This window comes from Proteus sp. fly-1067, assembly GCF_040139345.1.
Lineage (GTDB): Bacteria > Pseudomonadota > Gammaproteobacteria > Enterobacterales > Enterobacteriaceae > Proteus > Proteus vulgaris_B.
In genome coordinates this window covers 286,467-300,144 of record NZ_JBEEUL010000002.1, presented here as the reverse complement: position 1 = coordinate 300,144, position 13,678 = coordinate 286,467, and the positions used below count along the sequence as shown (strand labels likewise).

The following is a 13,678-nucleotide window of genomic DNA, read 5'->3' as shown; positions in this document are numbered from 1 at the left end:
GCAATAAATAACAATAGTCTGTTGTTAAGCTCTTTTTAATCGGTGATAAACCCTATATTCTAAGAGGTAATTATCTCCATCTTGTTTATTTAAGGGCTTTTTGTGTTCACTTTGCTAAATGGCGCCCGCCGATTTATCTATAATAGCCACTTTCTCTATTATATTCGCATAATAATCGCACTTACGGGAACGACTTTGTTTCCTTGGGTGTTAGGTCAAGAGCCTAAATATACCATTCCGCTGACTTTAGGTGTGGTCGCAGCAGCATTAACGGACTTAGATGACAGACTTGTCGGGCGTTTAAAAAACCTGGTCATTACCTTATGCTGTTTTCTTCTTGCATCAGCATCAATAGGATTGCTTTACCCTTACCCTATTTTATTCTTTTGTGGTTTAGCAATTTCAACTTGGGGATTTATTTTATTAGGTGCGTTAGGACAACGCTACGCTACCATTGCTTTTGGAGCTTTATTAATTGCCATTTACACTATGCTCGGCATGCCTATTTTCCCCGTTTGGTATGAACAACCTATTTTGCTGCTGTTAGGTGCTATTTGGTACAATTCGCTAACCTTGGTTGGTCACTTATTGTTTCCTATTCGCCCTGTACAAGATAATTTGACTCGCTGCTACCAGCAACTTGCAACGTACCTAGAGGCAAAAGCAACTTTATTTGATCCTGATATTGAAGATGACTATCAACACTCGCTTTATAGTTTGGCTATGGCAAACAGCCAGCTTATTGACACAATGAATCAAACTAAAGTCACATTATTAAGCCGACTCAAAGGTGATAGAGGTCAGCGCAGTAGTCGCTTTACGCTTCATTACTATTTTGTAGCTCAAGATATTCATGAAAGAGCAAGTTCATCTCATGTCCAGTATCAATTATTGAGTAATGAATTGCGCCACAGTGATGTACTTTTTCGTTTTCAACGTTTACTTTCTATGCAGGCTCGGGCTTGTGAGCAAGTTGCACAATCCATTCTTTGGCATAAAAAATATCAGCATAATCCCGCTCTTGAGCGTTCCATTAATTATTTAGAAAATGCCCTCAATCATTTAAAAAATACAACCTCAGAACCGCAATTAATGACTCCTTTGAATAATTTATTGCAAAACCTTCAAGGGATTGATGCTCTTTTACGCAGTATTAGCACAGAGCAGTACCAAATATCTCATGACCAAAAAGAAGAAACGCAACTTTCCGATGATGGTTTAACCGGATGGCGAGATATCGCATTAAGAATAAAAGAACATCTCACCCCTAAATCAGCGCTTTTCAGGCATGCAGTTAGAATGTCACTCGTACTTTGTATTGGTTATGCAATTATTCAATTTTTCCAATTAGACAGAGGCTATTGGATATTATTAACCAGTTTGTTTGTGTGCCAACCTAACTACAATGCAACACGTAGACGCTTAACATTACGTGTAAGTGGCACCATTATTGGTATTTTAATCGGTTTCCCTATTTTGTATTTTGTTCCCTCTATTGAAGGACAGCTGGTCTTAATCGTAATAACCGGTACGCTCTTTTTTGCATTTAGAACAATACAATATGCACATGCCACACTATTTATTACATTATTAGTTTTGCTAAGTTTTAATTTACTTGGTGAAGGCTATGATGTCGCTCTTCCTCGAATTATTGATACCTTAATTGGTTGCGCTATTGCATGGTTTGCGGTCAGTTTTATTTGGCCTGATTGGAAGTTCCGCCAATTACCTTTTGTTATTCAAAAAACAATGACAAATAACTGCTATTACCTTGATGCTATCCTTATTCAATATTATCAAGGAAAAGACAATAGTTTAGGTTATCGAATTGCTCGCCGTAATGCTCATAGTAGTGATGGTGAACTCGCTTCACTTATCTCGAATATGTCATCAGAGCCAAAAAGTTATCAAGCCTCCCAAGAGGTCGCTTTCCAGTTACTCTGTTTGAATCACACCTTGCTTAGTTATATTTCGGCACTTGGTGTTCATCGTTCTAAAATCGAAGATGAAACAGTACTTACGTTGCTTAATGATACTGTTTGTTATATCGACGCTGCTTTGCGTCGTAAGACAGCGCAAGATAAAGCATTTAAACAATCTCATATCGAGTTAATTGAACGGATCAATTCATTACCTAATGCTGATGATGGCCGAATTCAATTAGTCATTACTCAGATTCGATTATTACTAGATTTGCTCCCTCAAATCATTAACTGCATTCAAATGATTGAGCAAGGAGAAACAAACAAAGCACTTGAACCACAACATTAGCATTAATACCTAATCGACGTTATTTTCTCTAATTTCATATGAAGATCAGAGAAAATAACTGTCCTTGGGTTCATCTTATTGAAAAGACAATTCATTATACCAATCTAATAGTTCTGCTTTTAATTGGTTAGGTAACACTGAACGATGACAACCCATTATTGCCCCCGCTAATGAAAGTAAAAGCTCACTATTTTTTAAATTATGACTGCGCATTAATTTCAAATAACAGGCTTTGGCACCAATAAGTCGTAATTCTTCAACTTTATTAACCCCAATTTGGCTTAGTCTTTTCTCTAATATAACGCCTAAATTAGGTAAGTCTTTTATTCGACAAGGCCTTTTCCGTTGGCCTAAATACTCTTGCATGCTGTAGTGATATGACAAATCAATATATTGATCTAATTTTTGCTGATTTTCCCATAAAGAAGCTGTGATTTTATAATAACGTAACGTTATTGGCTTTCCTTTTTTCAGATATATATAGGCTTCCATTTTTGTTGCCTTATAAAGCGTCTCTAAAAAATCGCTTCCTTTTAAATAAAGTTGATTATCAGACGTGATAGCAAACATAACGTCATCAATCATTAAGCTAACACCACCAAATTGAGACTTTGTTGTTAACTCTCCATATTTCGCAATACGCGATAGTAAATGAGCCTTCCGTTGCTCAGGTAAAAATGACATTAAAACTCCAACATAAACATTGATGTTAATTTTTATCTTTGAATTCAAAAACATGCATATAAAACTTACCATAAAGACAATAAAGAATTTCCTTTTTATTGCCAATAGCTAACAACTTGAAAATAGAGATTTACATAAAATTTGAGAGGAACTTTCAAAAAATTGAGCTTGATTTAAGCGAAATTTAGATATACTGTATATTCATACAGTATACATAGGCAGGGGTAAATATGAAAATCTCAACATCATCTCCGATAAGACAAAACACCATTCTCCAAGAGATCTCGAATGAGGTATTACCTCTATCTATCCCTTCAGCAAGGGTTACTCTGGAGAGTGATAATAAACAAGGCATGGTAAGTGAACTTCTCTACCAAAATCCACTCGTTATTAATCACATCCTTTTGCCATTACTAAAACAGTATAGCCATGAATCACGTTGGTTATTGTGGTTAAGCCCACAACAAAGACTCAATCGCTCTTGGTTGAAAAACGCAGGATTACCTCTTGATAAAATAATTCAATTAAATCATGCAAATACAATCAATACGGTTGATTTGATGGAAAAAGCGTTAATGAGTGGAAATTACAGTGTCGTTCTAGCTTGGTTACCAGAAATATCGCCAGAAGAGATGAAAAGATTAGAATCTGCTGCAAGCAAAGGTAAAAGTTTGGGGTTTATCATGCGTCAACAAATTAATACAAATATCCATTTAGAAAGTACTAATACATCTAAACGACATTTGAATTCCGTAAAAATTCATTCAATTCACTACCATTAGTGAAATTTAAGAGTTTTCCTAATACTCAGAACACCTCAATATCATTTAAGATAAGTTAAAAGTATTTATAACATAAATCATACAGTTACAATAATTTTAACAAAAATACAGAATCTTACCCATTGTGGAATTAGGCAGATCTTTTTAAAATTTTAAGTCGAATTTTAAAGGATTACTTGTAACTTTTTAAGTTCATTGTAGACTTTATGTCGTTAAGGTTATGCTTTAAATCCCATTTTTTGGGATCATCATTTGATGAAAGCATTGGATTCCTAACAATAATTTAACCAAGGGCAAATAATAAGGCTTAAAGCCAAATGCCTAACTTGGATGATAACGAGGCGTAAAAATGAAAAAGACAGCTATCGCATTAGCAGTGGCAGTGGCAGCTTTCGCAACTGCAGCGCAAGCAGCTCCAAAAGACAATACCTGGTATACCGGTGGTAAATTAGGTTGGTCTCAATACCAAGGTACTAGCAACCATTTTGATGGTACTTCTATCGGTAATGGTAACACTCACCGTGATCAATTAGGTGCAGGTGCATTTGCTGGTTATCAGTACAACCAATACTTAGGTTTTGAACTGGGTTATGATTGGTTAGGTCGTATGACTTATAAAGGTTCATATGACAATGGCGCATTCCGTGCTCAAGGTATCCAATTAACCACTAAATTAAGTTATCCAGTAATGGAAGACTTAGACGTTTATACACGTTTAGGTGGTATGGTGTGGCGTGCAGATTCTTCTGCAACTAAAAACGCAACTTCACCATCTCCAACTCAGAAAAGCTTCTCTAATAACGACACTGGCGTTTCTCCAGTATTCGCATTAGGTACTGAATACGCGATCACTCCAAACATCGCTACTCGTGTTGAATATCAGTGGATCAACAACATTGGTGATAAAGGTACTCTGAATGCGCGTCCAGACAACGGCATGCTGAGTGTTGGTGTTGCTTACCGCTTCAACCAAGAAACTCCAGCACCAGTTGTAGCTCCAGCTCCAGTTGTAGCTCCAGCTCCAGTTGTTGAGAACAAAACCTTTACTCTGCGTTCAGACGTTCTGTTCAACTTCAACAAATCTACCCTGAAAGCTGAAGGTCAAGAAGCTCTGAATGGTCTGTACAATGAACTGGCTAACATCGACCCAACTCAAGGTCGTGTAGTAGTTATTGGTTACACTGACCGTATCGGTTCTCAAAACTACAACCTGCCTCTGTCAGAAAAACGTGCTCAATCTGTAGTTGATTACCTGGTATCTAAAGGTATCCCTGCAAACAGCATCTCTGCAGAAGGTCGTGGTAAAGAAAATCCAGTTACTGGCAACACATGTGACAACGTTAAAGCTCGTTCAGCTCTGATCGATTGCTTAGCGCCAGACCGTCGTGTTGAAATCGAAATCCAAGGTACAACTGAAGTTGTTGTTCAACCTGGTAAATAATTCAGATAGTAGAATAATCTACTGTTGATGAATTCAAAACCCTGCCTCTGGCAGGGTTTTTCTTTATGGGAAGAAAAAATATACAATTAAAAATAGAGAGGCAAAGATTGAATAAATAAAAAGGGATATGAAGTATCACAATAAAAAAGAGATGTCGTTAACACAGATAAAAAAGAGATGTCGTTAACACAGATAAAAAAATAATATCGATTACTTTTCTTTATCTCGTTCTAATAATTCAATTAACCCGTCTTTTAAACTATGTACTTTTAAAGCATATTGCTCTTTTCGTTCAGCATCTTCAATTAATTGTACTATTGTTTCTGATAATGTTATTCCACGGCGTTGCGATAAAGCCGATAAACGCTGCCAAACTTTAAATGTTAAATCTATCGATTTTTTTCGTGTATGTTGGTGCTCTGCATTAAAATACCGCTTTCTACGAGCACGGATAGTTTGTTTCATCTTATTGGATAGATCAGGATTCATATGCAAGTCTATCCACTCTAAAACTTTTAATGGCTGTGATTCTATCAGCAATAATTGCTCGACAACTTCATCAGCCGCACTTTTTTCAATATAACGGGTAATTAACTCACCTTCACGATGCTTTTTGACGAGATACGCCCACTTCCAGCCACATTCTAGATTCTCTAACTGTTGATATTTCATACAAATCCCCGTGACAACGTAACTATATACTAGCATATCAACAATTTTACAAAAATACTGCCACTGAACCGAAATTTTTTGCCTATTTTATAAGCAAAGATATTTTGGATAATCTTTTTTTATCAATTAATAACAAGCCTTGATAAGGGATAGTTTTCTAGGCACGTTATGATAGAATCGAGCGTCGCTATAATAAAACTTAATGGCTGATTTGTTAGCTCATCACTATAAGGTCGTAGCGATACATATTCCCTGCCTATGCAGTTGATGACAGTTAAAGAACCGTCTTATTGCAGGATAGATACCCACTTATAGTGGCATCTAATAAATCTCTTTTCACTAACCAATAATAAAAACGGTAACCTTGAAAAACAACGAATTAGAATGGCAGGCGTTACGTCCTGATTACGCCTCCTACCAGACTTTCTTTCAAACAGCATCACAATTACCTGCATCACTACTACGTGAGGTTCAGCCTCGCCTGTATGAAAGCCTACAATGGCTAAATAATGCAGATTCAGGCCAGTTTATGCTGTTAAAAGCCGATGATTCTACCGCTTACTTTGATATGCTGACAGACACATTAACGCAATCAGAGATCAAAACCTATCCGGTTGTTGGTGCCTATCAAGCAGAATCAAATAAAATCTATTGGCAAGAAAATGTACAAGGTACATTTTCATCATCAGAATCTATTACTTGCTGCCAGTGGATAGAACCCGAACAACTCTTTGGCTCTTTCTATTGTCATAAAGATAATATCACTGTCAGCCCAGGTCTATTACATAAAGTGAATGGCGGAATTCTTGTTCTCTCCATTAAATCTTTATTAGCTCAACCATTAATGTGGTTTCGCCTAAAAAAAATGGTTGAAGAGCAACGCTTTGAATGGCTTGTTTGGAATGATAATCAATCATTGCCTTTACCCATTGAAAGTATGCCTCTCAATCTGCGAGTGATTTTAGTTGGCGATAGATTAAGCCTTGAAGAGCTCGAATTTATGGAGCCAGAATTAAGTAACGTGGCTTTATATGGCGAATATGAATACGATATGTATTTAGAAGACGAGGCCGCACTTTCTCAATGGTGTGGTTTTGTAAATGCATTGTGCCAAAAATACCGCCTCCCTTCTTTATCAGCAGATGCTTGGGAAGTGTTATTAACACAAGCGGCAAGGCAACATGAAGATCAATTGATATTGAGCTTAGATTTAGAATGGATCTTACGTCAACTCCGTTACGCAATGCGTTTTAATCATGATGCTTATCTAAACGCAGACGCACTAAAAAAAGCAGAAGAAAATCGCTTATGGCGACATAGTTATCTGTTAGAACGTAGTCGTGATGAAATTTTGCAAGATCAGGTAATGATACAAACAGAAGGTGAAGCCGTTGGCCAAATCAATGGACTTTCTGTCTTAGATTATCCTGGTTATCCTGATTTAATTGGTGAACCTACTCGTATAACTTGTGTTGCCCATATTGGTGATGGCGAGTTTACTGATGTTGAACGTAAAGCTGAGCTTGGTGGTAATCTTCATGCTAAAGGAATGATGATCATGCAAGCTTACTTAAACTCAGAATTACGTTTAGACCAACCACAACCATTTAGCACTTCTATTGTTTTTGAGCAGTCTTATGGTGAGGTTGATGGTGATAGCGCTTCTCTCGCTGAACTGTGTGCATTAATTAGTACACTTGCACTGCAGCCGATAGATCAACAAATTGCGGTAACGGGTGCTGTTGATCAATTTGGTCAGGTTCAACCTATTGGTGGCGTAAACCAAAAAATCGAAGGTTTCTTTGATATTTGCCAGCAAAGAGGATTAACTGGATCACAAGGTGTAATTATTCCTCTCGCGAACATTCGTCATCTAGTACTAAATGAAAATGTTCAGCAAGCTGTCAAAGAAGAGAAATTTCATATTTGGCCTGTAACACATGTTGCTGAAGCCATAACATTACTAACTCGTCAGCCATATTATGAAGAGCAATGTGAGCCAGAACAATCTGATGCACACTTGTTAGCTGTGATCCATGACCGTATAACACTTGCAAATAATCAAGATAGACCTAAGTTACCTTGGTTCTTACGCCTATTCAGATAATTCTGTTTCAAGTGATCGGAGTTGTTCAGCGTACAAGTGTAAGCTATTCTGTTGTCTTACACTTGATAAAGGCTATATAGACAATGGTTGATAAACGCGAATCTTATTCTAAAGAAGACCTCATTGCTTCAGGCCGTGGTGAATTATTTGGCCAAGATGGCCCACCACTGCCGTCTGGTAATATGCTAATGATGGATCGCATCATTAAAATGACTGAAGATGGCGGCTCCCATAATAAAGGCTTTATCGAAGCAGAATTCGATATCAAGCCCGACTTATGGTTCTTTGATTGCCATTTCGTCAATGATCCTGTGATGCCGGGTTGCTTAGGCCTTGATGCCATGTGGCAACTTGTTGGCTTTTATCTTGGCTGGCTTGGTGGTGAAGGAAAAGGTCGTGCTCTTGGTGTAGGTGAAGTTAAATTCACTGGACAAATATTACCAACTGCAAAAAAAGTTACCTATAAAATTGATTTCAAACGTGTTATCAATCGTAGACTAATTATGGGTATCGCCGACGGTGAAGTGTATGTTGATGGTAAGCTGATTTATGAAGCAAAAGATTTAAAAGTTGGCTTATTTAAAGATACGACTGCATTCTAAGATCGGTAATTCCAAAAAATTATTATAGAAATACCGTGTAATATACAGTACACGGTATTTTTTTTATCTGTACTAATAATGTATTTTTTTTCTTTATAAAAAACAGATCATATTCATTTTAGTTTTTATCAATATATTTTTTCACCATTTATGGGTTTCGTTTACGTAAGAAAATAAGTACAGCTGAATATAAAAACAATGCCAGTATGATGTAAAAAGGCTCGCAAAATATGCAAGCCTTTTTATATTCAATTTATAACTACTGTTTGTTATTTATACTCAAATTGTCCTGTGTTCAATGTGAGCACAGAAATATATAAATAACCCTTATTCTGTTCGTCGGCAAAATTTAGTGATTATATTTAATATCACCATTGTTTATTTTACTACGACGGGTTATTTATTTTACCAGACTCGGGCGATCTTCCATGGCCTGTCGCCAACCTCCCAGCCAATGTGAACGCGCATCAATCGCGAAATAAGGACAAAGCTCTTTTGAACGGCCTTGCATACCAGCTTGATAACCTTTCGATAATGCTCTTGCTAAACGATCTCGTTTCTGTCTTTTCATGTCTAGACAACCCTCACGTTCTAAGTTTAAGCGGAAAGATAATGATTGTTTTTTCAACAACCACTATAAATTGATACGCTTTATTGAGCATTTAAGCAAGTAAAGAAGTTAATACAAATGTCATATTTGTGAAGCCGAGCTAAATTTAATTTTAATAACACTTGTTATCATTAACTTTATTTAATTAATATTTGTAGGGTTAAATTTAAGATTTAAAATGGAGACTGATTTAACCTATTGATATGAATAAATTTAAAAATATTTCAGATAATAAGATCTGTTTTTATCTTAGATAATCAACAAATTAAATAAACAAAAATAATCTTTATTTTTAAAGTAATGTCAATATAAGCTATTATTAGACGATATAACTTTTTGCTCTTTTTTTATTTATTTATAGAAAAGCCTATTAGAATTACCTTATTGTTATTAAGGAATTAGCCATCTTAGAAAGTAAAATAAGTTATTAATACCTCTTACATACTTCTATTAATTCAAACTCTTCAAATACCAACTCCATATCTTCTGAGAAATGACCTTCTCGAGTAAAAAAAGTTTTATGTCCGTCTTGCCAATATGCCAAACTTAAATCCCCTTCCCCTTCTTTATTAGCTTGTTCTTCTGTAACTTCATTAAAACGGATTAACTGCATAGAACGTGTGCGAATAACGCAAACAGGCTCATTTTGACTATTTAAAATAATGCTAAAACCACCAATAACAGGAATAGTACTGTCACTAAAAAAACCGCTTAATGAACTACACGTTGCCGTTTTTTTTCCTTCGACCACCAGCACTGCAAGTTCATCCGCTAACTGAGCATTATCACCAAATGACCAGCTGATTGCAGAGGGATATTTCTTTTTAAGCATTTCTAACATATTGTTCCTTTTTTTATAAACAAAACCCAATATTCAACTTAAATGCAATTTAAGAGAATATTGGGTTTAAATAAATGTATGCTAGGCTAGTTAATATTGAGTTTGAATTGTTGTCGCAATATCAGAAACAACCTGCTCCCAGCCTTGCCCTAATGTACGGACTAAAGCAGGATAACCATCTTCTGTTTGTGTCAATACAAGAGAGAATGGCTGACTAATCACTTTGCTATTTTCAGTATAAATCCAATCACCAGAAATGATCACTTTCCCATCATAACGACCTTGAAAGTAATTAACTGTAACTGTTAATTTTGCCAAATTATCTTCAATCGGTTGGTTCGCAACAACAGTTCCAGGTAATGCTTTTGTTAAACCTGAAATGAGGTTCTGTTGTAATTGCTGATCAAGTGGATTTATCCATAAATGCTGATTTGCTACGGTATAGTTAATATCTGTTGTTTGATAAACAATACCAGCATTAACCAGCATATTGGACAAACGGATCGGCTGAACCCAAATTTGAGGCTTTTTCGCTGACTGTGTTGTCGTGACTTGAGTTGATACCCCTGTTTGGTAAATATCAGGTAACTGATAATAGGTTTTCTCAGTTTGGCTTGAACATGCCGTTAGCATCAAAACAAATATTCCAATAATGTATCTCATTATTTTTCAGCCCTCTTTGGTTCTGGATCTTTACCTTCCTTCGCCTCAAAAATTAATGCATTACTTTTATTGTTTAATGTTTTCAATAAAGGTTGCATTTCTCTTAAAACCTGATCAAGCTGCTGCATATTATCGATCATTTTTCCGTATGCCGGAGAGCCTGGTTGGAATCCTTGCATACTACGATTGATCTCTTTCAATGACTGTTGAATATCATTAGGAAGATTTCTAAATTCATCACTGCCAATCATGGCATTTAATGCTTTCAGTGTTTCTTTTGCCTCAGTTACTGCTTTTTGGCTTTCAGATAAAGTTGCTGTCATCTCTTTAAGCATCGGTTCAACCGGAAGATTGTTGATCTTATCAAGCGATGTCATCACTTTTTGCTGAATTTGCGCTAAACCTGAGCTAACAGTAGGAATTTGTTGAAAACCAGCGACCTCTTGAGGTCCTTCCCATTTTGTTTCGTCTGGATAGAAATCAAGGTCAATATACAGAGCTCCCGTTAAAAGATTTCCTGATTTTAATGAAGCTCTTAGGCCATTATTAGAAGCTGAAGAGATCTCTTTAACGAAATCAAAACTTTCACCAACATCATTGGCAAAACGTTCTGGTTCAACATGGATAAGCACTGGAATACGAAAATCTTTATCAAGCGATTGTTGCATTCCTTTCGTGTAATAAGGCACTTGCACAACAGTCCCCATTCGAATTCCTCGGAATTCAACCGGTGCTCCAGCTTGTAACCCTCTTACTGAATCAGAGAAAAACATGATGTAACTGCGATAATCTGTATATAAGGAGTTTTGAATACTCTTTTCATTATCGTAGAGTTTGAATTCTGTTTTAGGTGCAATTTGTTCACCAGGCAACCAACCAGCCGGCACATCAAAACTCACGCCACCACTAAAGAGTGTAGAAAGTGATGCCATTTCAACACGCACACCAGATGAAGACATATCAAAAGCAATTCCTGAATCTTTCCAGAAACGAACATTGGATGTCACCATTTTGTCGTAAGGCGCTTTAATGAAGAGTTGATAATGCATGTCTCGGCTATCAATATTAAATTCACTGGTTTCTACAGAGCCAACTTGATAACCTCTGAATAAAACAGGATCTCCCGCATTTAACTGCCCAGCTCTTTCACTCACCAAGTTTATGCGAATACCTTTTGCATCAGGTGAAGCAAGAGGAGGTGCATCAAGAAGATTAAATTCACCTTTCTCTTTACCAGTTAAACCTGGTTGTAATTCAATATAGGCACCAGAAAGCAAGGTACCTAAACCGGTCACCCCTTCTTTACCTATTTGGGGTCTTACAACCCAAAAAGCGGTATCTGACCGTAATAGCTCATTCATACCTGTATCTAGGCGCGCATTAATAATAACACGACTAAAATTGCTATCGAGTGTAACACTTTCGACTAAACCAATATCAACACTACGACTTTTGATTTTTGTTTTACCCGCTTCAATGCCCTCAGCATTATAAGTAATTAAGGTAACTTCTGGACCTTGATGGCTGAAATGATAATAAAGTATCCATGCACCAATCAATAAGGTGACAAGCGGTATGATCCAAACTGGAGACCAGCTTTTTAGTTTGTTAATTTTTGCTTCTGTTAAAGCAGTTTCATTCTGTTCAGTCACCCTTAGGCTCCTTAATCATCGGTTTATCATCATCGGCTGTACATTTATCCCACGTCAACCGAGGATCAAACATCATTGCAGAGAACATCGTTAATACAACAACTACTGCAAATAGCACTACACCAAAATCTGGATAGATGCTCATCAGACGTCCCATTCTGACTAATGAAGCTAAAACAGCGATAACAAAGACGTCAATCATTGACCAACGCCCTACATATTCAACAACTTCATAGAGAAAATGCATTCTAGCAGGATCTCTTTTACCGCTGGATTTGTGTGCATCCCAACACAGCCAAGCTATTGCTATCATTTTCAAACTTGGCACCATAATACTGGCAATAAATATCACCATCGCAACAGGATAAGAGCCATCTTCCCATAACAAAATCACCCCAGCCATAATCGTAGAGTAAAGATTATTACCTAGCGATTCGGTCACCATAATAGGCAATAAATTTGCAGGGATATAAAGAATAAGTGATGTAATCAACAGTGAAACTGTCCATTGCAAGCTTTTCGGTCTTCTTGCATGTCCTTTAACTTCACAACGACTACATTCGTATTGATCTACTGGTAAGATTGCCGTACATGAGCGACATAATCTTACGCCTTGTTTTAATCCTGATTTACCTGATTTAATACTAGGATAATCAGGGCGTGGCTCTAGTTTTTCCCATAGTGTATGTCTATCAAGGCACTGAAAGGCGCGGATTTGAAATAAACAATACAAAACATAAGGTAAAAAGCTTAACCCTAAACCAATATCACCATAAGCCATTAATTTTACAAAACTAACTAAAATTCCCGCGAGAAAAATTTCAGCCATACACCATGATTTAAGTTGGAATAAAATACGAGATAACCAGATTTGTAATTTTCTAGGCAGTTTGATTGGGGTACACAGTAATAAAATTGCCACCATACAAAAAGCAGGCACAATTTGAACAAATAGTAAGAAAAAAGCCCCCAATTCAATGTAGTTTTCACTAAACATCACTCTTGGGATCTGCATCAATGTTACGTTATTAGCAATACCTGCAACTTCCATACTGACAAACGTAAACTGACTCGCCATCAGTAACATAAATAATGCACTGATTGCCAATGCTACAGGTTGATAAAAAGGCTGGCGCCAACGTGCCGTTAGCACTGTGTGACAACGAGGACATGTTGCTTTGGTTCCTTGCACTAATTCAGGAACACTGACCACCAGATCGCACTGAGGACATAATATTTGCTCATGCTTATGTTCATGACGATGTTGTTGACCAGAACACACAGTGACACCTCTTATTTTTTAATGATCAATAAAAGAATATTTAATCCAGAAAGTGAAACGGGGCAAATGCC

General features: G+C 36.7%; 12 protein-coding genes. 5 read left to right on the top strand and 7 right to left on the bottom strand.

Annotation, left to right across the window (positions count from 1 at the left end; all coding sequences use genetic code 11):
• Positions 1-102 precede the first annotated feature (102 nt).
• Complete coding sequence (gene yccS, locus ABN217_RS05915) at positions 103-2,271, top strand: YccS family putative transporter (protein WP_072069641.1); 2,169 nt, start codon at positions 103-105, stop codon at positions 2,269-2,271.
• 75 nt (positions 2,272-2,346) lie between these two features.
• Here yccS and ABN217_RS05910 read toward each other — a convergent pair whose 3' ends face one another.
• On the bottom strand, positions 2,347-2,955 hold the full coding sequence (locus ABN217_RS05910; protein WP_072069642.1) for a TfoX/Sxy family DNA transformation protein: 609 nt from the start codon (positions 2,953-2,955) through the stop codon (positions 2,347-2,349).
• 230 nt (positions 2,956-3,185) lie between these two features.
• Between ABN217_RS05910 and sulA the strand changes: the two genes are divergently transcribed.
• Together sulA and ompA are read left to right on the top strand one after the other, a co-directional pair.
• The gene (gene sulA, locus ABN217_RS05905; protein WP_115350979.1) at positions 3,186-3,737 is read left to right on the top strand and encodes an SOS-induced cell division inhibitor SulA; all 552 of its coding nucleotides are present in this window, start codon (positions 3,186-3,188) and stop codon (positions 3,735-3,737) included.
• A gap of 349 nt (positions 3,738-4,086) precedes the next feature.
• Positions 4,087-5,178 (top strand): porin OmpA, encoded by a 1,092-nt coding sequence (gene ompA / locus ABN217_RS05900; protein ID WP_072069644.1) that lies wholly within the window; start codon positions 4,087-4,089, stop codon positions 5,176-5,178.
• 210 nt (positions 5,179-5,388) lie between these two features.
• Here the strand turns inward: ompA and matP are convergent, their stop codons facing one another.
• The gene (gene matP, locus ABN217_RS05895) at positions 5,389-5,850 is read right to left on the bottom strand and encodes a macrodomain Ter protein MatP (protein ID WP_072069645.1); all 462 of its coding nucleotides are present in this window, start codon (positions 5,848-5,850) and stop codon (positions 5,389-5,391) included.
• Positions 5,851-6,214: 364 nt separating this feature from the next.
• Here matP and ABN217_RS05890 point away from each other — a divergent pair, with 364 nt between their 5' ends.
• Both ABN217_RS05890 and fabA read left to right on the top strand, forming a co-directional pair.
• A complete protein-coding gene (locus ABN217_RS05890; protein WP_196553323.1) occupies positions 6,215-7,957 on the top strand; it encodes an AAA family ATPase in 1,743 nt (580 codons plus the stop codon).
• An 83-nt stretch (positions 7,958-8,040) separates the two neighbouring features.
• On the top strand, positions 8,041-8,559 hold the full coding sequence (gene fabA / locus ABN217_RS05885; RefSeq protein WP_072069647.1) for a bifunctional 3-hydroxydecanoyl-ACP dehydratase/trans-2-decenoyl-ACP isomerase: 519 nt from the start codon (positions 8,041-8,043) through the stop codon (positions 8,557-8,559).
• Positions 8,560-8,959: 400 nt separating this feature from the next.
• Here the strand turns inward: fabA and rmf are convergent, their stop codons facing one another.
• From rmf to pqiA, 5 genes are all read right to left on the bottom strand, one after another.
• Positions 8,960-9,130, bottom strand: coding sequence for a ribosome modulation factor (rmf, locus tag ABN217_RS05880; RefSeq protein WP_023581348.1), 171 nt, complete (start codon positions 9,128-9,130; stop codon positions 8,960-8,962).
• A gap of 466 nt (positions 9,131-9,596) precedes the next feature.
• Positions 9,597-10,010 (bottom strand): ASCH domain-containing protein, encoded by a 414-nt coding sequence (locus tag ABN217_RS05875; protein ID WP_349459175.1) that lies wholly within the window; start codon positions 10,008-10,010, stop codon positions 9,597-9,599.
• Between the two features lie 90 nt (positions 10,011-10,100).
• Positions 10,101-10,673, bottom strand: coding sequence for a membrane integrity-associated transporter subunit PqiC (gene pqiC, locus ABN217_RS05870; protein ID WP_349459174.1), 573 nt, complete (start codon positions 10,671-10,673; stop codon positions 10,101-10,103).
• On the bottom strand, positions 10,673-12,325 hold the full coding sequence (pqiB, locus tag ABN217_RS05865) for an intermembrane transport protein PqiB (protein ID WP_196553326.1): 1,653 nt from the start codon (positions 12,323-12,325) through the stop codon (positions 10,673-10,675). The genes pqiC and pqiB overlap by 1 nt, the downstream gene beginning before the upstream one ends.
• Positions 12,318-13,607, bottom strand: coding sequence for a membrane integrity-associated transporter subunit PqiA (gene pqiA / locus ABN217_RS05860; protein WP_196553327.1), 1,290 nt, complete (start codon positions 13,605-13,607; stop codon positions 12,318-12,320). The genes pqiB and pqiA overlap by 8 nt, the downstream gene beginning before the upstream one ends.
• Positions 13,608-13,678: the final 71 nt, after the last annotated feature.

Coding starts and splice junctions, on each gene's coding strand:
- matP (WP_072069645.1), bottom strand. CDS start 5,850: ATGAAATATCAACAGTTAGAGAATCTAGAATGTGGCTGGAAGTGGGCG.
- pqiC (WP_349459174.1), bottom strand. CDS start 10,673: ATGAGATACATTATTGGAATATTTGTTTTGATGCTAACGGCATGTTCA.
- ompA (WP_072069644.1), top strand. CDS start 4,087: ATGAAAAAGACAGCTATCGCATTAGCAGTGGCAGTGGCAGCTTTCGCA.
- rmf (WP_023581348.1), bottom strand. CDS start 9,130: ATGAAAAGACAGAAACGAGATCGTTTAGCAAGAGCATTATCGAAAGGT.
- ABN217_RS05910 (WP_072069642.1), bottom strand. CDS start 2,955: ATGTCATTTTTACCTGAGCAACGGAAGGCTCATTTACTATCGCGTATT.
- fabA (WP_072069647.1), top strand. CDS start 8,041: ATGGTTGATAAACGCGAATCTTATTCTAAAGAAGACCTCATTGCTTCA.
- sulA (WP_115350979.1), top strand. CDS start 3,186: ATGAAAATCTCAACATCATCTCCGATAAGACAAAACACCATTCTCCAA.
- ABN217_RS05875 (WP_349459175.1), bottom strand. CDS start 10,010: ATGTTAGAAATGCTTAAAAAGAAATATCCCTCTGCAATCAGCTGGTCA.